The organism is Sinorhizobium chiapasense (genome assembly GCF_045277575.1).
Classification (GTDB): Bacteria; Pseudomonadota; Alphaproteobacteria; order Rhizobiales; family Rhizobiaceae; genus Ensifer; species Ensifer chiapasense_A.
Genome location: NZ_CP144205.1, coordinates 1725607 through 1749580, shown reverse-complemented (window position 1 = coordinate 1749580; position 23974 = coordinate 1725607). Strand labels below are relative to the sequence as shown.

Here is a 23974-nt window from a genome sequence, read left to right as displayed (position 1 = left end):
CGTTGCAGTCTTGAAATTGTATGATTTTTGAGGTCGGATGCGCGCACCAACGGAGGACGCCGAAACCATGACAGCCATCCGCAACCCGATTCTCAGGGGATTCAACCCCGACCCTTCGATCTGCCGCGTCGGTGACGATTACTACATCGCGACCTCCACCTTCGAATGGTATCCGGGCGTGCAGATTCATCACTCGCGCGACCTCGTGAACTGGCGGCTCGTGCGCCGGCCGCTGGAGCGGGCCAGCCAGCTCGACATGCGTGGCAACCCCGATAGCTGCGGCATCTGGGCGCCGTGCCTCTCCTATGACGACGGGCTGTTCTGGCTGGTCTATACCGACGTCAAGCGCTTCGACGGGAACTTCAAGGACGCGCATAACTATATCGTCACCGCGGAGGCGATCGAGGCGACCTGGTCAGACCCGGTCTACGTCAATTCCTCCGGCTTCGACCCCTCGCTTTTCCACGACGACGATGGCCGCAAGTGGTTCCTCAACATGCAATGGAACCACCGCACCGAGAGTTTCGGCGGTTCGCCGAAACATCCGGCCTTCGACGGCATCTTGCTGCAAGAGTGGGACGAGCGCACACGCAAGCTCGTCGGTCCGGTGAAAAACATCTTTGCCGGTTCGCCGCTCGGCCTCGTCGAGGGCCCGCATCTCTTCAAGAAGAACGGCTGGTACTATCTGACGACCGCCGAGGGCGGCACCGGCTACGATCATGCCGTCACCATGGCGCGTTCGCGCACCATCGACGGCCCGTACGAGATGCATCCGAACACCTATCTGATCACGTCGAAGGATCATCCGGAGGCGCCGTTGCAGCGCGCCGGTCACGGCCAATATGTCGAGACGCCTGACGGCCAAGCCTATCACACGCATCTCACCGGCCGGCCGTTGCCGCCGCAGCGTCGCTGTACGCTCGGCCGCGAGACGGCGCTGCAGAAATGCGTCTGGCGCGATGACGGCTGGCTCTATCTCGAAAGCGGCGGCCCGGTGCCGGAGGTACTCGTGCCCGCTCCGGCTGTGGTGGAGCAGCTACCGGAAGAGATCATGGTGGAGACGGATTTCGACGAGGGCGTACTTCCGATCGAGTTTCAGTGGCTGCGCACGCCTCAGCCGCAGCGGGTCTTCTCGCTCGAAATGCGGCCCGGACATCTGAGGCTCTTCGGGCGGGAAAGCATCGGCAGCTGGTTCGAGCAGGCGCTGGTGGCGCGTCGGCAGGAGCATCATTCCTTCCGCGCCGAAACAGCGGTCGAGTTTGTGCCCGAAACCTACCAGCAGGTCGCTGGCCTGACGCATTACTACAACCGCCACAAGTTCCATGCGCTTGGCGTGACGTGGCACGAAACGCTCGGGCGGGCGCTGACGATCCTCTCATGCCCCGGCGATTTCCCGCATGGGCGGTTGGCGTTTCCCGTCGGCAGCGGTATCGCCATTCCGGAGGGGCGGATCGAGCTTGCCATGGAGATCCGCGACAATGACCTGCAGTTCTTCTGGCGGGAGACGCATGCCAGGGATTGGCACGCGATTGGCCCGGTCCTCGATGCGGGCGTGGTCTCGGACGAGGGCGGCCGCGGCGAGCATGGATCTTTCACCGGCGCCTTCGCCGGCATGTTCGCCTTCGACACATCCGGCGCGGGCACGGCGGCGGATTTCGATCACTTCCGATACATAAGCCTTGCGGCCGTCTGATGTGCGTGCATTAGAAAATCAGAATAAGTGTCGGATATCATTATGCATTTGTAATGCTGAGTTTCATATTCGGTTCAGGAAGCGCGACCTAATTTCCGGGTGTAGACAACGAAAGGACACCCGAATGAAACGTCTCCTGATCGCGCTCGTCGCCAGTTCCGTTCTGATCACGCCGGTCGCAGCGCTTGCCCAGCCGGCAGGATCCTTCGAGGTGGCGCAGAACTATGACCGCTCCCGCCGCCCAATCGACCGGAATGGTGATCGTCACGTCGACCGCCATGTCGACAAGCACGCCACGATCGAGAAACGCGTGATCGTCAAGAAGAAGGAGCGCTGGACGCGCGGCCATCGCCTGACACCGGCCGAACGCCGCCACATGGCGCAGGTGCGCGACTATCGCTATTACAAGCTGCGTCCACCACCGCGCGGCCAGCAGTGGGTGCGGGTCGACAACGACTTCCTGCTGATCAGCCTGGCGACCGGCGTCATCGTCGGACTGGCGAGCGTGCGGTAATCGGCGTGACGGATCGTTGGTCGAAGGGGTGGCGTTCTGACGCCGCCCCTTCACCGTTTCGGTCGTCGGCGACTGCGTCCGTTCGTTCGCCAAACAGCAGACGTTCGATCTCTCCGATTGGCTCCGGCGCTTCTTCGTCCCCGGGCGTATCCCCGAGGAACGGATCGAACATCGGCACCGGGCGTCCGGCGGTATTCAGCGCCATGCACATGAAGCGCGGCCGGCGCGGGGCGGGCGCAGTCTTGGCCATCAGGCGGCTCGCGGCGACCAGTTGGCGAAGGGATCGGCGAGATCGCGCCAGCGTTCCGGGCGGAAGCTTTCGTCCGTCAGCAAGCAGGCGTCGAGTTCGGCGCGAAGCTCTGCCTCATCCATGGGATCCGCACCGATGAAGACGATCTCCTGGCGGCGGTCGCCCCAGATCGGATCGATATAGGGGCCGACCGCTTTCAGGAAACCGGGATCGCGCGGCCATTGTTCCTTCGGCACCGCCGACCACCAAAGGCCCATCTTGCCGGTTCTGACCAGCGGCCCCGCCTGGCTGATCTCGCCGACATAATGCGGACGGGTCGCGAGCCAAAAGAAGCCCTTGGCCCTGAGCACGCCCGGCCACGAGCGATTGAGGAAGACCTGGAAGCGCATGGGGTCGAAAGGCCGGCGGGCGCGATAGACGAAGGAGCGGATGCCGTATTCCTCCGTTTCGGGAATATGGTCCCTGAAGCCGTTGAGTTCCTTGTACCAGAGCGGATGCTGCTCCGCCTTCACAAGGTCGAAGCGGCCGGTTCCAAGCACGTCCCGAAGCGCCACCTTGCCGAAGTCGGTTTCGATCAGTTGCGCGTCCGGATTGAGGCCGACGATGATCTTGCGGGCGGCATCCACCTGCTCGGGCGTAGCGGTGCCGATCTTGTTCAAGACCACGACATCGGCAAATTCGATCTGCTCGACCAGGAGGTCGACGAGCGTGCGCGTGTCGCCTTCGCCCGCCGTCTCGCCGCGATCGGCAAGGAAATCGAGCGAGGAATAGTCTGCGATCAGGTTCACCGCATCGACGACCGTCACCATCGTGTCGAGGCGGGCGACGTCGGCAAGGCTCTCGCCGTCCTCGTCGCGAAAGTCGAAGGTGGTGGCAACGGGCAGGGGTTCGGAAATGCCACTCGATTCGATCAGCAGATAGTCGAAGCGGTTCTGTTCGGCGAGGTTGCGGACCTCCTTCAGGAGGTCGTCGCGCAATGTGCAACAGATGCAGCCATTGGTCATTTCCACCAGTTGCTCTTCCGTGCGCGAAAGACCGGCGCCACCATCGCGCACCAGCGCCGCGTCGATGTTGACCTCGCTCATGTCGTTGACGATGACGGCGACGCGCAGACCGTCGCGATTGGATAGCACGTGGTTGAGCAAGGTGGTCTTGCCGGCGCCGAGGAAGCCGGAGAGCACGGTTACGGGGAGCTTTTCCATCGAATAATCTCGTACGTTATATCGTTACATAAGTTTGTGAAAGAAACGGCGGGCACGGTCGCCCACCTGATACGAGAGTGCGGCGTTTGGCGTTCGATCTTCCGGCCTGACTCCGATTTGCCAGGCAGCCGGATCGTTGTCGCAACCTCTCCGTTGCCTGTGGTTGACCTTTCCTCTCGTCGTCCTCGGGCTTGACCTGGTCAAGCCCGAGCATGACGCAAGGAGGGAAGGGATGGCAGGAGGGGACGGCGGGCGCGGGCGCCCGCCCATCCCGTCTTGGGAGGACGGGTCAGCTTGCCGAGGCAAGGCAGGTCTTGAGCGATGTGCCGATGCCTTCCATCATCTGGAAGTAGAGATCCGGGCCGGCGTCGAGCGTTCCGGCTTCCGGGTCGAGGGTGCCCGACTTCGCCGGCGTTCCCTCGATCACCACGTTGATCAGCTTCGGCTCGAACTGCGGCTCGGCAAAGACGCAAGTAGCACCCAGTTCCCTGATCTTGGCATGGATTTCAGAGAGCCGCTCGGCGCCCGGCAGCACCTCGGGGCTGACGGTGATCGAGCCGGCGACGCGGACCTTGTAGCGGTGCTCGAAATACTGGTAGGCGTCGTGGAAGACGACGAAGGGCTTGTCCTTCACCGGCGCCACTGTCTCCGTCAGCTTGGCGTCGAGCGCGTCCAGCCGCTTGTTGAGTGCTTCGAGATTGGCCTTGTAGGCGCCGGCATTGTCCGGATCTGCTTCGGCGAGCGTCTTTTCGATCTCGGCGGCCATGGCCTTGGCATTCATCGGGTCGAGCCACATGTGCATGTCGGTATCGCCGTGGCCGTGGTCGTGATCGTGGCCTTCGTCAGCGGCTGCAGCCTCCGGCGCCGCTGCGTGGTCGTGCTCCGCTTCGCTCTCCGCATGCTTGTGCCCTTCTTCGCCGTGTCCTTCATCACCATGGTCCTCATCGTCATGGGCTTCAAAGGCGCCGCCCTCGCGGAACTTCAGCTTCTCGATGCCCGGCGCCTCGCTGAGTTCCACCACCTTGGCGCTGTCGCTGAGTGCATCCAGCGGCTTGTCGAGAAAGGCTTCGAGGCCCGGGCCGACCCAGAAGACCACCTTCGCCGCCTGCAAAGCCGAGGCGTTCGAGGGCTTCATGTTGTAGGTGTGGGGAGAGGCGGCACCCTCGACGATCAGCGACGGCTCGCCGACGCCCTGCATGATCGAGGCGACGAGGGAGTGGATCGGCTTGATCGAAACCACCACATTGGGTCCGGCCGCCACGGCGGGCGCGGCCAGAAGCATGGTGGAGGCAAAGAGCAGGGCGGATGTCGATTTCATCGGGTTCTCCAGGCTTGATTGGCGCCCCTGGCCGCATCGACCAAGCACGCTTCGGGGATGCAAAGCTTTCACTCCAACAGGCCATTGATGGCCTTGAAGTGAGTATGTAATGTTATTACATCAATTGCGTTATGCTATAACGTGTGCGATAGCCAGTGGCAACCATCAACCCGGAATTTTTTCATGCTGAATTTCCGCTCCCCAGAAACGCTGCCGCTGGTCAATCTCAGCAATGCCGGCGTGCGCCGCAACGGCCGCTGGCTGGTGCGCGGCGTCGAGTTCTCGATCAGCCCGGGCGAGATCGTCACGCTGATCGGGCCGAACGGCTCGGGCAAATCGACGACCGCGAAGACGGCGATCGGGGTGCTGAAGCCGGACGAGGGCTATGTCGAGCGCAAGCCGGGCCTCAAGGTCGGCTATGTGCCGCAGAAGCTCGCCGTGGACTGGACATTGCCCTTGACGGTGGAGCGGCTGATGACACTGACCGGGCCCTTGAAGGGCCGGGAGATCGAGGAGGCGCTTTCGGCGACGGGCGTGCTGCATCTCGCCAACTCCGAGGTGCAGCATCTTTCGGGCGGCGAGTTCCAGCGGGCGCTCTTGGCGCGCGCCATTGCCCGCAAGCCGGACCTGCTGGTGCTCGACGAGCCGGTGCAGGGGGTCGATTTCAGCGGCGAGATCGCGCTCTACGAACTGATCAAGCAGATCCGCAACCGCACCGGCTGCGGCATCCTGTTGATCTCGCATGATCTGCATATCGTCATGGCGGAGACCGACACCGTCGTCTGCCTGAACGGCCACGTCTGCTGCCGCGGCACGCCGCAGGCCGTCAGCCAGAGCCCGGAATACCAGAGGCTCTTCGGACGTCGGGCCGCCAATACGCTTGCCGTCTACAGCCACCACCATGACCACACGCATCTGCCGGATGGCCGCGTCCTGCATGCGGACGGGTCGATCACCGAACATTGCTTCCCCGGTGACGGCCACCACCACGACGACCAGCAAAACGTACACGACCACGGCGAGGACTGCGGCTGCGGCCACCATACGCGGCTGCACGGTTATGAGCAGAAGGAGAAGCGCGATGCTTGATGATTTCTTCGTGCGCGCGCTGATCGCCGGCATCGGCATCGCCGTCATGGCCGGGCCGCTCGGCTGCTTCGTCATCTGGCGGCGCATGGCCTATTTCGGCGACACCATGGCGCATTCGGCGCTGCTCGGTGTGGCGCTGTCGCTGCTTCTCGAACTCAACCTGATGCTCAGCGTCTTCATCGTCGCCGCCGTCGTCTCGGTGCTGCTGCTCTTCCTGCAGCGGCGCGGCGCGCTGTCGACCGATGCGCTGCTCGGCATCCTCTCCCATTCGGCGCTGTCCTTCGGCCTGGTCATCGTCGCCTTCATGACCTGGGTGCGCATCGATCTCGTCGGCTTCCTCTTCGGCGACATCCTCGCCGTCTCGGAATCCGACATCGACATCATCTGGGGCGGCGGCATCCTCGTCGTCTTTGCCATTGTCTATCTCTGGCGGCCGCTCTTGGCCTCCACCGTCAATCCGGAACTGGCGGAGGCGGAGGGGCTGCAGCCTGAGCGCGCGCGGCTCTTCTTCATGCTGCTGATGGCGCTGGTGATCGCGATCGCCATGAAGATCGTCGGCATTCTGTTGATCACCTCGCTGCTGATCATTCCGGCCGCCACGGCGCGGCGCTTCTCGACCTCGCCGGAGGTGATGGCGGTGCTTGCCTCCGTCATCGGTGCGCTCGCGGTCACCGGCGGACTTTTCGGTTCGCTGCACTGGGATACACCGTCGGGACCGTCTATCGTCGTTGCTGCGGTTGGGCTTTTCGCTCTGAGTCTGCTGCCGCTCGGTCGCCGCCCGATCGAGGCGGCGCATCATTCCACGCCCGGAGGACACCACTGATGGCTACCCCGCTACTGACCAAGAACCAGACGCTGGTGATGGATGCGCTCAGCCATTCCGAAGGGCCGATGAGCGCCTATACGATTCTCGACAAGCTGCGCGACCATGGCTTTCGCGCGCCGCTGCAGGTCTATCGCGCGCTCGACAAGCTGCTGGAATACGGCCTCGTGCATCGGCTGGAGAGCCTGAACGCCTTCGTCGCCTGTACCTGCCCGCATGACCACGAGCACGACCATGGCGTCACCGCCTTCACCATCTGCGAAGGCTGTGGCCAGGTGACGGAGTTCCACGATGCGGTGATCGAGCAGCGGCTTTCGACGCTGACGCAGGCGCAGAATTTCAAGACCGAGAAGACCACGATCGAAATTCGCGGCCATTGCCAGAGCTGCGTGTAAGGTCGGCTCCCTCGACCGGAGCCGCTTTCCTGGAGCCGCTTGGCTTTCAATCCAGCCGGCTGAGGTCGGCGGCGTAGCGCCGCCAGTTCTTCACATAGTGCGCTGCCGAGCGCTTCAGGCCCTCGACGGCGGCGTCGTCCAGCGTGCGGATCGCCTTCGCCGGCGCGCCGACGATCAGCGAATTGTCGGGGAATTCCTTGCCTTCGGTCACCAGTGCATTGGCGCCGACGAGGCAGTTGCGGCCGATCTTGGCGCCGTTGAGCACGGTCGCGCCCATGCCGATCAGCGAGTTGTCGCCGATGGTGCAGCCATGGATGATGGCGCCGTGGCCGATGGTGCAGCCTTCGCCGATCGTCACCGGGAAGCCGGGGTCGACGTGGATGACGACGTTTTCCTGGATGTTGGTGCGGGCGCCAAGCCGGATCGGCTCGTTGTCGCCGCGCAATGTCACGCCGAACCAGATGCCGACCTCGTCGCCGATCTCGACCTGGCCGATGACATTCGCGTCCGGCGCCACCCAGTAGCTGCCGTCCGATGGAGTCTGCGGGCGAAGCGATCCAAGGGCATAAAGCGGCATCGGCAGATATCCTTCCTGTCGTCTGAAATGATGCAATGCCGGGAACAGTGCGTCAGCCGTTCCCGGCACGGTTCTGCTAAAGGACGTGCACGGCTAGGGCTGCGACGCCGTCGACGCCGCAGGTGACCTCGTCGCCGCGCACCACGGCACCGACGCCCGACGGCGTGCCGGTCATGATGACATCGCCGGGGGCCAGCGTGAACAGCTTGGAGAGTTCGGCGATGATTTCCGGCACCTTCCAGATCATCTGGTCGAGATCGCCCTGCTGGCGCATTTCGCCATTCACCTTCAGCCAGATATTGCCGTTGACCGGATGGCCGATCGCTTCGGCCGGCGTGATAGCCGAGACCGGGGCGGAATGCTCGAAGGCCTTGGCTGCCGCCCAGGGCTTTCCTGCCTTCTTGGCCTCGGCCTGCAGGTCGCGGCGGGTGAAGTCGATGCCGACGGCATAGCCGTAGACGCAATCCAGTGCGTCCTCGACGGCGATGTCGCTGCCGCCGCGCCTCAGCGCCACGACGAGTTCGACCTCATGATGGACATCGGTGGTCAGCGGCGGATAGGGGAAGGCGCTGCCGGCAGCAAGCAGGTTGTCCGGATTCTTCTGGAAGAAGAACGGCGGCTCGCGATCCGGATCGTGCCCCATCTCGATGGCGTGGGCGGCATAGTTGCGGCCGACGCAGTAAACCCGGCGAACCGGAAAGCCGACCAGGCTGCCTGAGATCGGCAGCAGAACGGGAAGCGGGGGAGGGATGATTGTTTCCATGATCGTCCGGTCTTGGGGCGCCTATCTGTCTCAAGCGACAGGAAGGTTGCCGCGCATTTCGTGTACGCTCGCCGTCGGCCGATTGCGGTTTCAAGCGAGGCGGAGAAGAATCCGGACGTTACTGCATAAATCCGCGAATCGGAATCGATCCGTAGAAAAATAAGACGAAGGATCGAGTGGAGGTTTCGGCATGGGCGCGCCCGTCCGGGCGCGCGGGATCACGGCATCCGAAAGGGTGCCGTGAGCGGCAAACTCAGGCGCACTGTGCGTAGGCCTGAAGCTGATCTCGGGTCAGGAACCGGCCGTCCGAGCGCGAATTGAGCTCAGGATGGCTGTATTCGAGACTGGGAACCTGGGGAAGCTCAAGCGCCTGGCGCACGGTCATGATGCCGACGTCACGGCGGCCACCTTCACGCTTCACGCTGACTTCAACGATGCGATAGAGATTGCTCTCGCTCATATGTTCTCTCCCGTGTATCGTTTTTTTTGAATTCCCTTGTGGGGATTAAGCGCTCCGAAATTGGTTTTTGTGAGGCACCTCAGAATATAGGCCAGAGAAATGAAGGCTTCACGACAGAAATCGGGCCGTTTCTGGAAAAATCATGCGCGATTGGGCGATAATGCGCCGAAACGATGCAGTTCTTGAGCAAATGCTCAATATCTGAGCCATCCCTCTCTTGTCATCGGGTATGCGGCTTCAACGAAAAAACGGTAGCTTGCGCTCGCCGATGGCGAGCGTTCGCCACCCGGAAGCGGCGAGATCCAGTCCGGCGCGGATGCGCCTCAGTGCGTGCCCAGTTGGGCTTCCTCGGCCGCCGAGATGAACAGTTTTCGCGCTTCCTCGGCCGTGCGGCGACCATCGATCGCGGCGCGGCAAGCACTGCGGGCGGCAACATAGAACGGCCCTCGGCGGGGCCAATGGTCGGCAAGGCAGGCGAGCGCGTCTGAGGGGCCTTTGACGGTGCGGCAAACACCGCCAACAAAGTCGAGCTCGATCGGCTGTTTCCAGACTAATTGCATGCGTCTCCTCCTCGAGATCATCTCAATGAACATCGGCATTGCGGCTGTCGGCCCCTGGCTCCTCTCAAGTGGCGTCGGCAGTCGATCTTGCTAATGTAGCGCAGGAGGACGGATTTGTAAGCAGCTTTTCCGTGTTTGTACGGCCGGATGCAAGCGCAGGCCGTAGGCTCTGATGCCGATGAAGGACGTGGCAGGCCTAGGACGGATCGACATTCAGCGTAGCCAGATAGTGATCGCGGCCAGATGGATTAGTCCGGTGAAATGAATGGTTCGGCGTTCGTAGCGGGTTGCGAGACGGCGGAAATGCTTCAGGCGATTGAAGCACCGCTCTATGCGGTTGCGATGCTTGTAGGCGACCGGGTCGTGGGGGATGATAATCTTGCGGGAGCGGTTCGAAGGGATAACCGCCTCGGCGTCCATAGCCTTGATCGTCTCACGCAAGGCATTGCTGTCATAGGCTTTGTCGCCGAGCACAGCCTTGCCCACCTGTCCATGGAGAAGAGTGGGAGCCTGCGTGATGTCGCCGACCTGGCCGGCCGTCACGATGAAACGCAGGGGACGGCCGAGCGCATCGGCCAGCATATGAACTTTGGTTGTCAGTCCGCCTCTGGAACGCCCCAGCGCCTGATCCTTGGCCCCCCTTTTCCGCTCGCCGCCTGTTGATGAGCACGCACGATGGTGCTGTCGATCATCAGATATTGATTGTCCCGGTCGGCCGTCAATGTGTCGAAAACCCGCTCCCACACACCGGCATGGCACCAGCGGCTGAAACGACGATGGACTGTCTTCCACTTGCCGTAGCGCTCCGGCAGGTCCCGCCAATGTGCGCCCGAGCGCAGCACCCACAAGCACCCGTTCACGAACAACCGGTTATCCGCACCCGTCCGGCCCGGATCGCCGGCCTTGCCAGGTAGCAAAGGCGCAATTTTCGACCACTGCGCCTCGTTCAACTCGTATCGCTTCACCGCCATCAAAGGCCTCCGTGCTTAACACGGTGTCCTATGAATCACCCATCAACTGATTTGATGTTGTGGAACGGCTCTGCTCCCGCCCTATCCTGAAAAGGGCCGAGCATCCGGTTCGGCGAACAGCTTGGAGCGCTCTCATGACCTTGATCACGACGATCGGCCTCGACACGGCTAAGCACCTCTTTCAGTTGCATGGAATAAACGACGAAGGAACCCTTGTCCTCCGCCGGCAGCTCCGACGCTCTGAGCTTCTGGCGTTCTTCAAGAAAATCCCGTCGTGTGTCGTTGGATTGGAGGCGTGTGGGGGCGCTCATCACTGGGCACGCGAGATAAGTGCTCTCGGACATAAAGTTCGGTTGATCCCACCCGCCTATGTGAAACCCTATGTCAAAAGAGGAAAGAATGACGCGGCAGATGCTGAGGCGATATGCGAAGCTGTAGGCCGACCCTCAATGCGTTTCGTGCCGGTCAAGACCATCGGCCAGCAAGCTGCAGCCATGCTGTTGAAGTCGCGAGACTTGCTGGTTCGACAGCGCACCCAAACGATCAATGCTTTGCGCGGCCATCTTGCCGAGCTCGGCATCACCGCCACCAGAGGTGTTGGCAAGGTTGATGACCTTGTCAGCATCGTTCGTGACGAGAATGATGCTCGTGTGCCACCTTTGGCGCGTACCGCCCTGTTGCCGCTGACGCTCCAGATAGACGCCTACACGGCAGAGATCGCAAAACTGGAAAAGCACATGGTGCGCGAAGCCAGACAGGATGCGACCTTGAGCCGACTGACCACAATTCCTGGCGTGGGACCAATAACCGCCGCCTCCATCGCGGCATTTGTACCCGACCCACTAGCCTTCAGGTCTGCTCGCCATTTTGCGGCCTGGATAGGGCTAACCCCGAAATCGAACTCCACGGGTGGGAAGACCAGATTGGGAAGAATCTCAAAGATGGGAAACCCGGTCTTGCGATCTCTCTTGGTCGTGGGGGCGTCCGCGGTCATCCAGCACGTGCGTCGGGGTGCCAAGGTCTCAGGCTGGTTGACCGATCTGCTGAAGCGCAGGCCGTACAAGGTTGCGGCCATTGCCCTGGCGAACAAGATGGCCCGGATCATATGGGCTCTTCTGGCAAGGGGTGGGCAATTCCGTGGCGTTGCGAGCGAAATGGTGGCGGCATGAAATCCGCGCGAAGGTAGCTTGTCGGCATCAGCCGACAGACAGAGGCCAAGGTGCAATGTCAATGATGACCCCGAGGAAAGACATCCGGATTGGATCAAGACCGTGATTCCCAACGTGCTTTGAGCTCGCTGATTTGTTTAGGTCAATCCAATCGCGAACGTCATCAAGGCCGGTAGCCCAGCGCTGCGCGAAAAGGCCGGACATATGGGCGCATCAGCCCTCGGATCATCTGAGGTCAGAAACACCTTGACCGCAGAGCCGTTCCACATATGGGAATCCTGAATGTCGATCCGACCTAGCGGGAAGCGTCGCGCTGCAGGCGCTCGGCAAAGGCGCGGCCGGCAATGAGCAGGCGCATCTCGTCGGTGTTGCCGGCGAGATAGTCGTCGATCAGCATCCGGGCATGGCGGCGTGCCCGTTCGCCGTCGCGGGCCCAGCCCTGTTCACGGCAAAGCTCGTCGAAGACACGCTGCAGCCTCTCCATGTCGCCCTTCGACAGGGCAAGGCATTGTGTCGCTCGCAAAGGGGCCACCTGTTCCTCCCGCAGCACCGAGTTCCCCGGTGCACACTATGGCAGAACGCGGCCGAATTGAACCCCTCGGGAATGAGGGGTCTGCCGGTCTGGCGACTACAGCGCCGCGCGGCTAATCAGACGCGCAAAGGTCGCTGTAGACTTTGATTTGCTGCATGTCTTTGTCCTTAAATCGAGGTCGATTTAAGGAGACGTGCAGTAGGAGCTTGTCGGTCAGGCCGCCGGTACGACGCGGTCGACCTTGGTGCGGCGGCCGCCTTCTTCGATGCGGTAATAGTCGGAGCCGATCAGCGCGTACTGGTCGCAACGCCGACCGCCGTCCTCGAAGGTGATGCAGACCTCGTCGCCGGTGATCGTGTAGGTTCCGCCGTCGCGCACTTCGTAGTCGCGATAGCCATAGCGGCCGTCGGCGAAGAAGGTGGAGTTGACGCCGTTGAGATTGTAACGCAGCGTCTTGCCGACGAGGAAGGCCTGCAGCGCGTCGCCCGACAGCGTCGGCACCGAAGGGGCGGCAGGTCTCGGTGTTGCGACCTCCGGCGCCTCCAACTCCATCGACTGGCATCCGGCCAGTAGAAGCGTGAGCAGTGCCGCGATCGCGCGTTTCATGCCGTCCGTCCTTGTTTCTGTCGGCAACGTTGCAGGAGCCAGGGCTTCCGCGGGTCAAACCACAGCGCCGCGCGTCTTATCAGACGCGCAAAGGTCGCTGCAGCGCTTTGATTTGCCGCATGTCTGTGTCCTCAAATCGAGGTCGATTTATGGAAACATGCAGCAACCGCGCGGCGCTGTAATCGCCTCCAGGGGCACCTGTCAAGCCCGCGAACGCGGGCGGGCGGGGCAGCCTTCAGAAGAAGTTGCCGGCCACCGCCGCTGCGACCGTGGCAGCCAGCGCTGCAAGGACGATTGCAGCACCTATGACGGTCGCTATTGTTCGCCGGCGCCGTGCGCCGCTCCAATCGTAGCTCATGTTTTCGCTCCGACGACGATCATGTCGAAACGGGACAATCGGCGATTCTGCTTAACAAAAGGGAAACCATGGCCGCTGGCCGTCGAGGTGGGCTCGGGGACGCCGGAGCGTGTGCGCAATTTCGCTGCACAGATGGTGACATCAATTGACTGTCGCCGAATTTAAATGCTGATTCCGGCATGGGGACGCCATCTCGCATTCTGCGGTCTTACGCTGTATAAGGCGCCGTCCCGCATGGGAGCTTTGGCGCCGGAGGGCGCCACTGCAGCAGATCCGTCGCGAGTGCTACAGTGTGGCACCGGCGCGCACAGCCAGAATGACGAGAGTTGACCGAGCATGGCAGAAGGCCGCGCACAGCCCGGAAACCCGGGCAATCGCCACTATTTCAACGCACCGGTCTTCGCCGTTGCGCCCATGATCGATTGGACCGATAGGCACTACCGCTTCTTTGCGCGGCGGCTCTCGCAGCATGCGCTGCTCTATACGGAAATGATCGTCGCCGAGGCGATCCTGCGTGGCGACCGGCAGAGGCTGCTCGGCTTTGATCTCTCGGAGCATCCGGTAGCGCTGCAGCTTGGCGGCAACGATCCGCGGAAGATGGCGGAGGCGGCCAAGATTGCCGAGGACCTCGGCTATGACGAGATCAACATGAATGTCGGCTGCCCGTCGGACCGGGTGCAGTCCGGCACGTTCGGGGCGTGCCTGATGCAGGAACCGGAGACGGTGGCGGCCTGCGTTGCGGCGATGAAGGCGGCGGTCAAGATCCCGGTCACGGTCAAATGCCGCATCGGCGTCGACGACCAGGATCCGGAAGTGGCGCTGAGGACGCTCGTCGCGCAGGTTGTCGCGGCCGGCACGGATGCCGTCTGGGTGCATGCGCGCAAGGCCTGGCTGCAGGGCTTAAGCCCCAGGGAAAACCGCGAGATCCCGCCGCTCGACTATGAGCTCGTGCACCGGTTGAAACAGGAAAACCCTAATCTTTTCATCGGTATCAATGGCGGCATTCAGACGTTGAGTCAGGCGCTTGAGCAGGTGCGGCACCTGGATGGCGTCATGCTCGGTCGTGCGGCCTATCACGACAGCGCCATGCTGACGGCGGCCGACGGGCATTTTCCGCATCCGCTGACGGGGGCGGCGCCGGCGGCCCAGGAAGCCGGTGCGTTTTCCGAGCGTGGCCATCGCCTCGATCTCGATTTCTGGGCCGATGTCCGCGACGCAATGGCCGACTACGCCGGCGCGCATATCGCCAATGGGGGTCGGCTGATCCATGTGACGCGCCACATGGTCGGCCTGTTCCAGGGCTGGCCGGGGGCGCGGCGCTATCGTCAGCTTCTTTCGGCCGATGCCACCCGCAAGGGCGCCGGGCCGGAGGTGATCCACGCTGCCTTCGACGCCGTGTTCGAGGCGACGGCGGCCAAGCAGGCGGCGGAGTAGGGCAGTGAGGTGAGCAGGCAGCGGCGACCTTGCGGGCTCTCGAGGTAGTGGGCGCGCAAACCTCTCCACTCGTCATCCTCGGGCTTGACCCGAGGATCCATCAGGCCGGGCAGCCAAGGCGCAGACACTGCCGGTCGAGGGATCGAGAGCGGCGCGCCTGGCTCTGGATGCTCGGGTCAAGCCCGAGCATGACGGAGAGTGTGGAGTCGTTGCGAACCCGCTTTCTACCGATCCCCAAACGAAAACGGCGCCCCTTGCGGAGCGCCGTTTCCAAATGAATGTCCGACTGGACGATCCGGCTTAGGCAGCCTGGATGTTGACGGCCTTCGGGCCCTTGCCCATGCGGTCCGGCTCGGTGTCGAAGGTGACCTGCTGGCCATCCTTGAGGGTTGCGAGACCAGCGGCCTGAACGGCGGAGATGTGTACGAACACGTCCTTCGCGCCGCCTTCCGGCGTGATGAAGCCGAAGCCCTTGTCCTGGTTGAAGAATTTTACGGTGCCCTTGGTGGCCATGGAAGAAGTCCTTTTCCTTCAGTCAAATTGCGTTGCCCGCGCCCCCTGGGGGATGTGGGCATGTCGTCTTCCGCTTGCAAGCGGAAAGGCGTCGAGTGGTCACGATATCGGGGAAAAGACGTCTACGGTGCCGATGCCGGCGGTCCCGGCACGGAGCCAGGCGCAGGTGAAAGTCCAGTCTCCGGGATAGAAATCGCCCGAACGGCGCAAGAAGTGACAGGATTTGCAGAAAAAGGCAAGCGCCTTGTATGCCGCACGAAGGCACGGAGTGTCTGTCTTTGCAAGGCTTTGGCCGGTTCTCGCCGCTCCGTTCACCGCCAGGCAGAAAAATCGGGGACGGTCCGTTTCTCGACACAATTTCGTCCCGAGCTCGACCGAACGTGCGCGCCGCCGAAGGGCCGCTCGCGGATCCCAGCGGAGGGTGTCGTGGCGCCTGGCCTCGTGCCGGAGGCGTGGGCATCCCCGGATGAGCCTCGCGCATCCCCCGGGATAGCCTTGCGATACCCGTGATAAGGCTTGCGCATCCCCGGGATAACGCGCAGGCTTTACCGAAGGTTGGTTTCGTCTTCGCTCACGATGGCGTAGCCAAGGGGTCGGGGCGGCGCGCCGTTTCGGGTGGCCGATGACGGCGCGTGCGGATCGGATGAAGGGCGACTGCCCTGGACGATTGTCGCCCGCAAGGGGTGGTTGATCGTCACAAGGCGGGGCGAATGTGTGCCGAAGCCGGACGAATGGCCGAAAGGGCCGGACGACTTGCCGCCTTGGCCGGACGACGATGTCGCCTTGGCCGGACGATGGCCGGCTAGATTGGGGCGACCTATCGCCAGGAGAATGCGCCGGCCGGCTCTGCCGGGCGGCGGGAGTGACATACGGAGAGGGAAAGCGTGATCGACCCTTACGAATTGCTTGGACTGGAACGCGACGCCGACAATCAGGCGATCCGCAGCGCCTATCGCAAGGCGGCGAAATCGGCGCATCCGGATTCCGGCGGCGATCCCGAACAGTTTGCGCGGCTGCAGGTGGCCTATGAACTGCTGAAGGATCCGGTCCGCCGCAAGGTCTATGACGACACCGGCTACGATCCGCAGCTCGCCGACCCGCGCGACCTCAAGGGCCTGATGATGCTGGAGACGCTCGTCAACGAGTTCATCCTCGACGAGCGCGAGCCCGGCACCTTCGATCCGGTCGCCGCCATGCGGCGCAAGCTCTCCGACGATATCGTCAAGAGCCGCTTCCATATCCTCGAGCTCGAGCGCCACCGCGCCCGCGTGCGCAAGCACCTCGACCGCCTCGGCCGCCGGCCGGAAACCGACGTGCTCGGCTCGATGCTGCGCGCCCGCTCGCGGTCGATCGCCGAGGCGATCAAGAACACCGATGAGCAGATCAAGACGATCGAGCAGGCCTACGAGATGCTGGAAGGCTACAGCTACGAACTGGAAGCGCTGGAGGTGAAGGCGCACGCGGCGGAGTAGGGGGCATCGATTCAAGACGATCTGACGCCGCCCAACACCTGTGCCGGGAACCACCGGTTCCCGGCACAGGTGTTTCACGTCACGACTGCATGGCGTTTGCGGCCAAAGGAGAGCCGTATGGGAAGGGTGTCGGCCCTTATGATCGCCTCAACATCCTCCACGACATCGCCATCGATGCGAATGCCGCGACCGGATATCGCCCGTCGCGCCTCGCTCTTCGAGGACGCCATTCCGGCCCGCAACACCAACTCCACGAGGCCGACTCCATTCGCGCGTTCCTCGTCGCTTAGCCTGACAGTTGGAAGCCCCTCGGCAGCTTCTCCCGCGCCAAAAGCCTGCCGCGCCGTCGCCTGCGCCCGCCGTGCTGCGTCGGCTCCGTGCACCAGGGCCGTTGCCTCATTGGCGAGGCGTTCCTTCACCGCGTTCAGCGCCGCGCCCTCGGCGCGACCGAGGCTTTCGATCTCGTCGAGCGGAAGATCGGTGAAGAGCTTTAGGAAGCGCACCACATCGGCATCCTCGGTGTTGCGCCAGAACTGCCAGTAATCATAGGGCGACAGGCGGTCTTCGTTGACCCAGACGGCGCCGGCCGCCGTCTTGCCCATCTTGATACCGGAGGCTGTGGTGAGCAGCGGCGTGGTCATGCCGAAGACCTCGGCACCCTCGATCCGCCGCACCAGGTCGACGCCGTTGACGATATTGCCCCATTGGTCGCCACCGCCGAGCTGCAGCCGGCAGCCGGTGCGGCGAAACAGCTCGAGGTAGTCGACCGCCTGCAGGATCATGTAGTTGAACTCGAGGAAGCTCAGGTTCTCCTGCTGCTCCAGCCGCGTCTTGACGCTGTCGAAGGAGAGCATGCGGTTAACGGAGAAATGCTTGCCGACGTCCCTGAGCATGTCGATCCAGGCCATCCGGCCCAGCCAGTCGGCATTGTTGACCATCAGCGCATCGGTCGGGCCATCGCCGAAGGTCAGCAGCCGCTCGAACACCTTTCTGATGCCGGCGACATTGGCTGATATCTCGTCCTCCGACAGCATCGGCCGCGCCGCCGAGCGAAAACTCGGATCGCCGATGCGCGTGGTGCCTCCGCCGATCAGCACGATCGGCTTGTGGCCCGCCAGCTGCAGCCTCCGAAGCGCCATGATCGGCAAGAGATGGCCGACATGCAGGCTGTCCGCCGTTGCGTCGAATCCGGCATAAACAGGGATGATCTCTGCCGCAAAGGCGCGATCGACGCCCGCAAGGTCGGTCACCTGATTGACATAACCGCGCTCGACCAGCGTCCGGGTGATCGCCGAACGCGGCGCGAAGACATCGGTGGGACTGTCGGAATGTGTCATTGGAGCTCTCCATGGCATTGCCGCCAGGGAGCACTGAACAAAACAAAGCCGCCTGACGGCGGCTTGTTTCAAGGCCTGATCGAAACGCGCCGCTCCCTATGGAGACGTCGCATAATAGATGGCAGCGATGAGCGCGGTCTTGATCATGCGGTGGTTGTAGCGGGAGTTGGGAGAGGCGGCAAGGGTATACATCCCCGACAAGATGCTGGCGAAGGCCGCCTAAATCACCTTACTTAGGTTGTTTTCATAATTAGTACACCAATAACGGACTATCAAAGGTGCGCACGTCTCGGTGGGTACTGGGAATGTGACTCTACGACAAGTACAGGTGAAAGAGCGAGCAGATGGCAAAGAGGCAAAGAGCTGTAAATTCAGGTATCCCAGTTACTCGCGAGCAAGCCGAGCTCTTTGACAAAGTTCGTTCGTTGGGAAGTCGTGCAACTTGCTTCTTCAACAACAAAGGAGGGGTCGGTAAGACGACGCTGGTTGCGAACCTCGGCGCCGAACTCGCAATGAACTTCGGGGCGAAGGTGTTGGTCGTTGACTGTGTGGAGTTGCCCCCAAAAGACCGGACGTGCTCAGGTTTGAGATTGCGAGCTGATGAACTCGCGGGGTGATTGATATCCTAATGCCTTATGCGGGTGAAGATCGTTGTAATGATCGAACCAGAAGGGCAGTTGTGCGATGACGGTTTCGGCATCCGGAGTTGGGTTTACCGAGACGTAATCGCGCTTGAATGTTTTGACAAAGGCCTCCGCCATCCCGTTCTTTCAAGTCCCGGACTGCAGTTCGTACTGACACTCAAGCGCGTATAGAGTTCGAGGTCACGCACCCGTTCCATCCGTGGCGCGGCCAGCGCTTCGTGCTGTCGACACGCAAACAGAACTGGGGCGAAGACCGCGTCATGTTCTACGACGCTCAGGGACGGTTGCGTTCGCTGCCGGCCTCGTGGACCGATGTCAATGAGGCTGACCTGTTCAGTCAGGTTGCTGCGGGTCGGTCCTTCTCCCGCCCAGACGATCTGTCGGCGCTGGCGTCATTGATTGATCGCATTAAGAGCCGTCAGGAAGAGTGAAGAGGCGTCAAGTAAATTACGCCGCGACTGTAAGGCTAATTATGCCGCGCGCGCGATGCGAACGGCCATCAATCAAGGGCATTTCGCCTGTGATGACTGGGATATCAGTGATAATAGAGATAGAATTTAATTGACGTGTGATCTGTATGCGGCATAATTTAGATTACACAAGGAGGCTCCCGTGACCAAAGAAAGCAAGCCCGATCGCCTGCGCCAGATGGGCGCTCTGAACCCCAAGCCCGAGGGCGTCCGCGCCCCCTGGTTCCGGGAAGCAGGTTTCTTTGATCCGCTCGATCTCGTGCAAGTGAAGTATGAGATGCTTCGGCACGCCCGCGAAGACGGCACCAACAAAGCCGATGCGGCCGCGCTTTTCGGGCTGTCTCGGCAGACCTACTATCAAGCGGAGGCCGCGTTCGAGCGCGATGGCATGTCCGGCCTCTTGCCGCGCACCCGCGGGCCAAAGTCAGCCCACAAGCTTACTGGCGAGGTCATGCGTCTCGTCGAGGAGCACCTCGATGCGAACGGCCAACTGCAGGCCCGTTCTCTGGCGGACCTGGTGCATGCGAGACTGGGCATCAGCGTCCATCCGCGCAGCATCGAACGCGCGGTGGCGCGTAAAAAAAAACGATGAAGAGCCGACGCACGCAATCGCCATGTCGGAGAGCGGCAAGGATGTTTACGAAGCGCTCCGCGCCGATGTTATTTGCGGCACGGCTTGCGCGAGGCGCATGGGCGCCATCGTCTTTCACGGACTGTGGCGCGGCCTGGCAGTGCTGATCGCACCCCATCAATCCGCGATAGCGCGACAGCAGTCGACGCCTCGGCTCAAGACAACTTCGCTGGTCGCGCACGATCGCCAGCTCGTGCACATGCTCGCCAATATGGTGCTGGCAGCAGAGACAGGAGGAAGCCATGTCTACTGATAATGCCATGAAGATTAGCGCCGATCACCTGCGGCGCGATGCCTTTCTCTACGTTCGCCAATCCTCCCTTCGTCAGGTGTTCGAGAACACCGAGAGCACGAAGCGACAATATGCATTACGGGACCGCGCGGTGGCTCTGGGTTGGCCGATTGAGCGCGTCCACGTCATCGACAACGACCTCGGCCTTTCCGGCGCACAGTCGCAGGACCGCGATGGATTTCAGCGCTTGGTGAGCGAGGTCGCAATGGGACACGCAGGCATCGTGCTGGGGTTGGAAGTATCTCGCCTGGCTCGCAACAATGCGGATTGGCATCGCCTTCTGGAACTGGCCGCCATGTCGCGCACGCTCATCATGGACGAAGATGGCGTTTACGACGCCGCGTCGTTCAACGATCGTATGCTGCTCGGCCTGAAGGGCACGATGAGTGAGGCCGAACTCCACATCCTGAAGTCTCGACTGCAAGGCGGCATTCTCAACAAGGCGCGTCGTGGCGAGCTCGAGTTGCCGTTGCCGATCGGACTGGTCTACACGCCCGATATGCGCGTGGTGCTTGATCCGGATCGACAGATCCAGGACACGGTGCGCATGCTGTTCGATACCTTCCGGGAGGTGGGCTCAGCCTGTGCGGTCGTGCGCCGCCTGCGCAGCGAGAAGATCCTGTTTCCCCGTCGTATCCGTCGCGGCATCGGCAAGGGCGACGTGCTGTGGAGCCAGATCGACCATTCTCGCGTGATCCAGATTTTGCACAATCCACGATACGCTGGTGCTTTCGCATACGGACGCACACGCACGGTCTACAATGCCAAGCTTAAGTCCGCACAGCAGAAGATGCCGAGGTCCGACTGGCAGGTGCTCATCCCGCAGGCCCATGAAGGCTACATCTCGTGGGACGAGTTCGAACGCAATCAAACAAGTCTCCAACAAAATGCAGTCGGTTTTTCTCCTGGCCTGCGGGGTCGTATGCCTCGCCAGGGCAACGGCTTATTGCAAGGAAGAGTTTTGTGTGGTCGCTGCGGCGCCCGCATGCGGGTCCATTACGAACAGTTCGAAGGCAATCTTCGTCCCTATTACATCTGCAACGAGGCCGTCGTGCGCCACGCGGGCAAGGCTTGCCAATGGGCAAGAGGACCAGCGATCGATGAAGCGGTCAGCGCGTTGCTGCTCGAAGCAATGGCACCGACGGCGATAGAGGTCGCGCTTGCGGTGCAGGAGGAGATCTCACAACGTGTCGAACAAGCTGCCTCGCTGCGCGACAAGCAGTTACAGCGCGCCCGGTATGAGGCTGAACTCGCACGCCGCCGCTATCTGAAGGTCGATCCCGACAACCGCTTGGTTGCCGACGCACTCGAAGCGGACTGGAATGGCAAGCTTCGCGACCTCGATACGCTTCAGCGCGAACACGAGCGGCAGAACGAGACAGACCAGTCATTGCTGGGCGGCGCTATGCAGGAACGGATCCGAGCGCTGGCCGCAGATTTTCCGCGCATCTGGAACAACGAGCGCACGAGCCCGGTCGAGCGTAAACGCATGCTTGGTCTCCTCATCGAAGACGTGACACTGCTGGTCGACGAGAAGATCAACATGCACATACGCTGGCGCGGAGGTCGCACGCAAAGCCTGGCAGTCGCTCGTCCCCAACCCATGGCCGTGATCCGCAAGACCCCGGAAGCGGTTGTGGCACTGATCAACGAACTGCTGGAGACCGACAACGATCAGCAGATTGCCAGTCGTCTCAACGCACTCGGGCATCGTAACTGGCGCGGTGAGGCTTTTACCTTGAAGAAAGTCATGCTCGTTCGTCGTGCCTATGGGCTGAAGACCCGGTTCGAACGGTTGCGCGAGAGCGGCATGCTAACTGGCGAAGAAGTGGCTCGCCGATTTGGCGTAAGCGCCACAACCGTACACCAACTCGGACGCAATGGTGTTCTCAAGCGCCATCGCTACGCTACCAACCACCGCTACCTGTATGAGCCACCGGGCAACGTCAGACTCGCAAAAGGCGTCGGCGGCCGCTATGGTAGCCGCCAACCCCGGTTAATTGACGCTCAACAAATCCAACAAGGTGCATCGTGATGTCTGCTCCTTCGACTGCGGGCTGCGCACCGGCGTCGAGCACGGCTCCATGCCGATGTCGCGGAGCAAGGATTTGGTGTCCTTGGCGATGAAGCAGGAGCCGTTGTCGGTGAGCCATTCGATAGGCTGCGGCAACATGTTGATGCGGCCAAAGCGGTTCTCGACAGCCGTGATCACGAGGTCCTGCACATCCTGGCTCTTGATGCCTTCCGTGGTGGCGATATGGGCGATTGCTTCCCGGTCGCAGCAATCGAGAGCGAAGGCCACTCGGACCTTCTCCTTGTTGTCGCAGCCGATCTCGAAGCCATCGGAGCACCATCTGGTGTTCGAGCGGGCGACGGCGACCTGGCCGTCATGAAGACGATCATCGACGGCTCCGGTATGTCGCACGAGCAGTAGATGATGCAGCTTCATGACCCGGTAGACGCGCTTGGCATTGGGCCATGACTTGCCCTGTTTTCGGGCATTCCTGCGTAGGATGGCATGGACCCGGCGATAGCCGTAGGTGGGCATGTCGGCGATGACGGCCTTGATATCTTCCACCAGCTCCCGATCCGGGAGTGGCGGGCGTCCTCTGGCTCTGGAAGGGGAACCTGTGGCACGGGCAGCGATATTCGACCGGGCGACACCCAAAGTCTCGCAGACGGTCTTCATTTCAAAAAGTCCTTCGGAAGAGAGAGCGAACGCAACATCTGTTTATGGAATGGCCCGCCCCTTCTCCCGCATCGAGTATGATGCTGGCATCAAAAGAAAGGAACGAGCCGATGTCTATCGTGATCCTTGGAATTGATCTGGGCAAGAATTCTTGCAGTGTAGTTGGTGTCGACGCAACCGGCGCTGTAGTCGCTCGTCGGACGATGCGTCGGCAGACGCTGATTGATTACGCGGCGAAGCTTCCGACGTGTGTAATCGCGATGGAAGCGTGCTGTGGCGCCCATCATCTGGGGCGCCTGTTTGCGGCACAGGGCCACGAGGTTCGACTGATGTCGCCGGAATATGTGCGCCCCTATATCAAAGCCCAGAAAAATGACGACCGGGATGCTGAGGGTATTGCCGAAGCTGCATCGCGGCCGACCATGCGTTTCGTCGACCTTAAGAGCCACGAGCAACTGGACATCCAGACGCTGCATCGCGTGCGTTCTCGCCTGGTAGGCGAACGAACGAACCTTATCAATCAACTCCGCGGCATACTGCTGGAACGCGGAGTTATCTTTCCGGCTGGGCGGCGGAAACTCGAGCTCGGCGTGGACGGCATGCTTGCCCAAGGCGTAGAGATATTGTCTGCGCGCGTGCATCAGTTGGTTGGCGATCTGCGTGCGGAATGGAAGGAACTCGACGCTAAGATCGGAGCCTTGAATACCGAGTTTATCCAATTGGCACGCGGTGATGCCGCCATGCGCAGGCTGACTTCCATCCCCGGAGTTGGGGTTCTTAATGCGACGGCCCTGGTCGCTGCGGTGGGCAATGCGAGCAGCTTCGCCAAAGCGCGTGATCTCGGGGCCTGGCTCGGACTGGTACCCAGACAGTACAGCACCGGCGGCAAGCCCCGACTGCTTGGCATATCCAAGCGTGGTAACACGTATTTGCGCACTCTGCTCATCCACGGTGCCCGTGCGGCCCTGCCAGCGTTGTCCCAGAGCAATACGCCCCTCGGAGGATGGCTGAAGGCCATGATAAGCCGAGGGGTCCATCGCAACGCCGTAGTGGTGGCATTAGCCAACAAACTGGCGCGGGTCGTTTGGGTCGCCTTACGGAAAGAAGCAACCTTCGACCGCAACTATCCGGTCGTACCTATGGAGATCGAGGCCGTGTGACAACACGCGTAGCCCAACGAGATTTGCAGGAAGGATCGTGAAGATGGCCTGA

General features: G+C 61.8%; 26 protein-coding genes and 3 pseudogenes. 14 read left to right on the top strand and 15 right to left on the bottom strand.

The window, feature by feature from the left end; all coding sequences use genetic code 11:
- Positions 1 to 67 precede the first annotated feature (67 nt).
- Together QM996_RS08480 and QM996_RS08475 are read left to right on the top strand one after the other, a co-directional pair.
- The gene (locus QM996_RS08480; protein ID WP_500270045.1) at positions 68 to 1693 is read left to right on the top strand and encodes a glycoside hydrolase family 43 protein; all 1626 of its coding nucleotides are present in this window, start codon (positions 68 to 70) and stop codon (positions 1691 to 1693) included.
- A gap of 124 nt (positions 1694 to 1817) precedes the next feature.
- Entirely contained in the window at positions 1818 to 2207 is a 390-nt protein-coding gene (locus QM996_RS08475) for an RcnB family protein (protein WP_500270044.1), read from the top strand.
- Here the strand turns inward: QM996_RS08475 and QM996_RS08470 are convergent.
- From QM996_RS08470 to znuA, 3 genes are all read right to left on the bottom strand, one after another.
- Positions 2179 to 2457, bottom strand: coding sequence for a hypothetical protein (locus QM996_RS08470; protein WP_500270043.1), 279 nt, complete (start codon positions 2455 to 2457; stop codon positions 2179 to 2181). The genes QM996_RS08475 and QM996_RS08470 overlap by 29 nt on opposite strands.
- Positions 2457 to 3659, bottom strand: a complete 1203-nt coding sequence (gene zigA, locus QM996_RS08465) for a zinc metallochaperone GTPase (RefSeq protein ID WP_500270042.1) — start codon at positions 3657 to 3659, stop codon at positions 2457 to 2459. Before zigA ends, QM996_RS08470 begins: the two co-directional genes overlap by 1 nt.
- A gap of 289 nt (positions 3660 to 3948) precedes the next feature.
- Entirely contained in the window at positions 3949 to 4977 is a 1029-nt protein-coding gene (gene znuA, locus QM996_RS08460; RefSeq protein WP_500270041.1) for a zinc ABC transporter substrate-binding protein, read from the bottom strand.
- Between the two features lie 183 nt (positions 4978 to 5160).
- Between znuA and QM996_RS08455 the strand changes: the two genes are divergently transcribed.
- The 3 genes from QM996_RS08455 to QM996_RS08445 are packed head-to-tail and all read left to right on the top strand — an operon-like array spanning position 5161 to position 7284.
- On the top strand, positions 5161 to 6066 hold the full coding sequence (locus QM996_RS08455; RefSeq protein WP_500270040.1) for an ATP-binding cassette domain-containing protein: 906 nt from the start codon (positions 5161 to 5163) through the stop codon (positions 6064 to 6066).
- A complete protein-coding gene (gene znuB / locus QM996_RS08450; RefSeq protein ID WP_500270039.1) occupies positions 6059 to 6889 on the top strand; it encodes an ABC transporter permease in 831 nt (276 codons plus the stop codon). Before QM996_RS08455 ends, znuB begins: the two co-directional genes overlap by 8 nt.
- Positions 6889 to 7284, top strand: a complete 396-nt coding sequence (locus QM996_RS08445; RefSeq protein WP_500270038.1) for a Fur family transcriptional regulator — start codon at positions 6889 to 6891, stop codon at positions 7282 to 7284. Before znuB ends, QM996_RS08445 begins: the two co-directional genes overlap by 1 nt.
- 46 nt (positions 7285 to 7330) lie before the next feature.
- On the opposite strand, the gene QM996_RS08440 is transcribed toward QM996_RS08445, so the two are convergent.
- The 5 genes and pseudogenes from QM996_RS08440 to QM996_RS08420 all read right to left on the bottom strand — a co-directional run bounded on the left by QM996_RS08440 (position 7331) and on the right by QM996_RS08420 (position 10615).
- On the bottom strand, positions 7331 to 7861 hold the full coding sequence (locus QM996_RS08440) for a gamma carbonic anhydrase family protein (protein WP_500270037.1): 531 nt from the start codon (positions 7859 to 7861) through the stop codon (positions 7331 to 7333).
- 76 nt (positions 7862 to 7937) lie between these two features.
- Positions 7938 to 8624, bottom strand: coding sequence for a fumarylacetoacetate hydrolase family protein (locus QM996_RS08435; RefSeq protein ID WP_500270036.1), 687 nt, complete (start codon positions 8622 to 8624; stop codon positions 7938 to 7940).
- A gap of 253 nt (positions 8625 to 8877) precedes the next feature.
- A complete protein-coding gene (locus QM996_RS08430; RefSeq protein ID WP_173516759.1) occupies positions 8878 to 9084 on the bottom strand; it encodes a hypothetical protein in 207 nt (68 codons plus the stop codon).
- A 323-nt stretch (positions 9085 to 9407) separates the two neighbouring features.
- A complete protein-coding gene (locus QM996_RS08425) occupies positions 9408 to 9644 on the bottom strand; it encodes a DUF982 domain-containing protein (RefSeq protein ID WP_500270035.1) in 237 nt (78 codons plus the stop codon).
- Between the two features lie 213 nt (positions 9645 to 9857).
- Positions 9858 to 10615: pseudogene (locus QM996_RS08420) on the bottom strand (IS5 family transposase).
- 134 nt (positions 10616 to 10749) lie between these two features.
- On the opposite strand from QM996_RS08420, the gene QM996_RS08415 reads away from it, so the two are divergent.
- Positions 10750 to 11784, top strand: coding sequence for an IS110 family RNA-guided transposase (locus tag QM996_RS08415; protein ID WP_500269373.1), 1035 nt, complete (start codon positions 10750 to 10752; stop codon positions 11782 to 11784).
- 295 nt (positions 11785 to 12079) lie between these two features.
- Here QM996_RS08415 and QM996_RS08410 read toward each other — a convergent pair whose 3' ends face one another.
- From QM996_RS08410 to QM996_RS08400, 3 genes are all read right to left on the bottom strand, one after another.
- Complete coding sequence (locus QM996_RS08410; RefSeq protein WP_500270034.1) at positions 12080 to 12316, bottom strand: hypothetical protein; 237 nt, start codon at positions 12314 to 12316, stop codon at positions 12080 to 12082.
- Between the two features lie 213 nt (positions 12317 to 12529).
- Positions 12530 to 12922, bottom strand: a complete 393-nt coding sequence (locus QM996_RS08405) for a hypothetical protein (protein WP_500270033.1) — start codon at positions 12920 to 12922, stop codon at positions 12530 to 12532.
- A gap of 235 nt (positions 12923 to 13157) precedes the next feature.
- Entirely contained in the window at positions 13158 to 13280 is a 123-nt protein-coding gene (locus QM996_RS08400) for a hypothetical protein (protein ID WP_282439026.1), read from the bottom strand.
- Positions 13281 to 13616: 336 nt separating this feature from the next.
- Between QM996_RS08400 and dusA the strand changes: the two genes are divergently transcribed.
- Positions 13617 to 14714 carry a tRNA-dihydrouridine(20/20a) synthase DusA gene (dusA, locus tag QM996_RS08395; RefSeq protein WP_500270032.1) on the top strand — a complete coding sequence of 366 codons (1098 nt, stop codon included), beginning with the start codon at positions 13617 to 13619 and terminating at the stop codon, positions 14712 to 14714.
- Between the two features lie 300 nt (positions 14715 to 15014).
- On the opposite strand, the gene QM996_RS08390 is transcribed toward dusA, so the two are convergent.
- Positions 15015 to 15227, bottom strand: coding sequence for a cold-shock protein (locus tag QM996_RS08390; protein WP_173516754.1), 213 nt, complete (start codon positions 15225 to 15227; stop codon positions 15015 to 15017).
- 884 nt (positions 15228 to 16111) lie between these two features.
- Here QM996_RS08390 and QM996_RS08385 point away from each other — a divergent pair.
- Positions 16112 to 16699, top strand: a complete 588-nt coding sequence (locus tag QM996_RS08385; protein WP_173516753.1) for a J domain-containing protein — start codon at positions 16112 to 16114, stop codon at positions 16697 to 16699.
- Positions 16700 to 16773: 74 nt separating this feature from the next.
- Here QM996_RS08385 and tyrS read toward each other — a convergent pair whose 3' ends face one another.
- On the bottom strand, positions 16774 to 18036 hold the full coding sequence (gene tyrS / locus QM996_RS08380) for a tyrosine--tRNA ligase (RefSeq protein WP_500270031.1): 1263 nt from the start codon (positions 18034 to 18036) through the stop codon (positions 16774 to 16776).
- 344 nt (positions 18037 to 18380) lie between these two features.
- Between tyrS and QM996_RS08375 the strand changes: the two genes are divergently transcribed.
- Positions 18381 to 18653: a ParA family protein gene (locus QM996_RS08375; protein ID WP_500270030.1), complete on the top strand. Its 273-nt coding sequence runs from the start codon at positions 18381 to 18383 to the stop codon at positions 18651 to 18653.
- Here QM996_RS08375 and QM996_RS08370 read toward each other — a convergent pair.
- A pseudogene (locus QM996_RS08370) lies at positions 18615 to 18803 on the bottom strand (integrase core domain-containing protein); the annotation flags it as partial. The gene QM996_RS08375 and the pseudogene QM996_RS08370 sit on opposite strands and share 39 nt — an antisense overlap.
- Before the next feature lie 95 nt (positions 18804 to 18898).
- Between QM996_RS08370 and QM996_RS08365 the strand changes: the two are divergent.
- The 4 genes from QM996_RS08365 to QM996_RS08350 all read left to right on the top strand — a co-directional run bounded on the left by QM996_RS08365 (position 18899) and on the right by QM996_RS08350 (position 22108).
- Positions 18899 to 19111, top strand: a complete 213-nt coding sequence (locus QM996_RS08365; protein WP_013845646.1) for a DUF5372 family protein — start codon at positions 18899 to 18901, stop codon at positions 19109 to 19111.
- Positions 19112 to 19292: 181 nt separating this feature from the next.
- Entirely contained in the window at positions 19293 to 19742 is a 450-nt protein-coding gene (locus tag QM996_RS08360) for a helix-turn-helix domain-containing protein (protein WP_018210163.1), read from the top strand.
- Between the two features lie 22 nt (positions 19743 to 19764).
- The gene (locus tag QM996_RS08355; protein ID WP_101792481.1) at positions 19765 to 20034 is read left to right on the top strand and encodes a hypothetical protein; all 270 of its coding nucleotides are present in this window, start codon (positions 19765 to 19767) and stop codon (positions 20032 to 20034) included.
- A complete protein-coding gene (locus QM996_RS08350; RefSeq protein WP_334198642.1) occupies positions 20024 to 22108 on the top strand; it encodes a recombinase family protein in 2085 nt (694 codons plus the stop codon). Before QM996_RS08355 ends, QM996_RS08350 begins: the two co-directional genes overlap by 11 nt.
- Here the strand turns inward: QM996_RS08350 and QM996_RS08345 are convergent.
- Positions 22073 to 22804 (bottom strand): annotated as a pseudogene (locus QM996_RS08345) (DDE-type integrase/transposase/recombinase); the annotation flags it as partial. The gene QM996_RS08350 and the pseudogene QM996_RS08345 overlap by 36 nt on opposite strands.
- A gap of 68 nt (positions 22805 to 22872) precedes the next feature.
- Here QM996_RS08345 and QM996_RS08340 point away from each other — a divergent pair.
- Positions 22873 to 23922 carry an IS110 family RNA-guided transposase gene (locus QM996_RS08340; protein ID WP_334198641.1) on the top strand — a complete coding sequence of 350 codons (1050 nt, stop codon included), beginning with the start codon at positions 22873 to 22875 and terminating at the stop codon, positions 23920 to 23922.
- The last annotated feature ends 52 nt before the right edge of the window (positions 23923 to 23974 follow it).

What these genes read in the sequence shown, in the direction of transcription:
- dusA (WP_500270032.1), top strand. Translation starts at nt 13,617, where the DNA reads ATGGCAGAAGGCCGCGCACAGCCCGGAAACCCGGGCAATCGCCACTAT.
- QM996_RS08415 (WP_500269373.1), top strand. Translation starts at nt 10,750, where the DNA reads ATGACCTTGATCACGACGATCGGCCTCGACACGGCTAAGCACCTCTTT.
- QM996_RS08350 (WP_334198642.1), top strand. Translation starts at nt 20,024, where the DNA reads ATGTCTACTGATAATGCCATGAAGATTAGCGCCGATCACCTGCGGCGC.
- QM996_RS08445 (WP_500270038.1), top strand. Translation starts at nt 6,889, where the DNA reads ATGGCTACCCCGCTACTGACCAAGAACCAGACGCTGGTGATGGATGCG.
- QM996_RS08430 (WP_173516759.1), bottom strand. Translation starts at nt 9,084, where the DNA reads ATGAGCGAGAGCAATCTCTATCGCATCGTTGAAGTCAGCGTGAAGCGT.
- znuA (WP_500270041.1), bottom strand. Translation starts at nt 4,977, where the DNA reads ATGAAATCGACATCCGCCCTGCTCTTTGCCTCCACCATGCTTCTGGCC.
- tyrS (WP_500270031.1), bottom strand. Translation starts at nt 18,036, where the DNA reads ATGACACATTCCGACAGTCCCACCGATGTCTTCGCGCCGCGTTCGGCG.
- QM996_RS08440 (WP_500270037.1), bottom strand. Translation starts at nt 7,861, where the DNA reads ATGCCGCTTTATGCCCTTGGATCGCTTCGCCCGCAGACTCCATCGGAC.
- QM996_RS08455 (WP_500270040.1), top strand. Translation starts at nt 5,161, where the DNA reads ATGCTGAATTTCCGCTCCCCAGAAACGCTGCCGCTGGTCAATCTCAGC.
- QM996_RS08470 (WP_500270043.1), bottom strand. Translation starts at nt 2,457, where the DNA reads ATGGCCAAGACTGCGCCCGCCCCGCGCCGGCCGCGCTTCATGTGCATG.
- QM996_RS08405 (WP_500270033.1), bottom strand. Translation starts at nt 12,922, where the DNA reads ATGAAACGCGCGATCGCGGCACTGCTCACGCTTCTACTGGCCGGATGC.
- QM996_RS08425 (WP_500270035.1), bottom strand. Translation starts at nt 9,644, where the DNA reads ATGCAATTAGTCTGGAAACAGCCGATCGAGCTCGACTTTGTTGGCGGT.
- QM996_RS08475 (WP_500270044.1), top strand. Translation starts at nt 1,818, where the DNA reads ATGAAACGTCTCCTGATCGCGCTCGTCGCCAGTTCCGTTCTGATCACG.
- QM996_RS08400 (WP_282439026.1), bottom strand. Translation starts at nt 13,280, where the DNA reads ATGAGCTACGATTGGAGCGGCGCACGGCGCCGGCGAACAATAGCGACC.
- QM996_RS08355 (WP_101792481.1), top strand. Translation starts at nt 19,765, where the DNA reads ATGTCGGAGAGCGGCAAGGATGTTTACGAAGCGCTCCGCGCCGATGTT.
- znuB (WP_500270039.1), top strand. Translation starts at nt 6,059, where the DNA reads ATGCTTGATGATTTCTTCGTGCGCGCGCTGATCGCCGGCATCGGCATC.
- QM996_RS08435 (WP_500270036.1), bottom strand. Translation starts at nt 8,624, where the DNA reads ATGGAAACAATCATCCCTCCCCCGCTTCCCGTTCTGCTGCCGATCTCA.
- zigA (WP_500270042.1), bottom strand. Translation starts at nt 3,659, where the DNA reads ATGGAAAAGCTCCCCGTAACCGTGCTCTCCGGCTTCCTCGGCGCCGGC.
- QM996_RS08340 (WP_334198641.1), top strand. Translation starts at nt 22,873, where the DNA reads ATGTCTATCGTGATCCTTGGAATTGATCTGGGCAAGAATTCTTGCAGT.
- QM996_RS08375 (WP_500270030.1), top strand. Translation starts at nt 18,381, where the DNA reads ATGGCAAAGAGGCAAAGAGCTGTAAATTCAGGTATCCCAGTTACTCGC.
- QM996_RS08480 (WP_500270045.1), top strand. Translation starts at nt 68, where the DNA reads ATGACAGCCATCCGCAACCCGATTCTCAGGGGATTCAACCCCGACCCT.
- QM996_RS08390 (WP_173516754.1), bottom strand. Translation starts at nt 15,227, where the DNA reads ATGGCCACCAAGGGCACCGTAAAATTCTTCAACCAGGACAAGGGCTTC.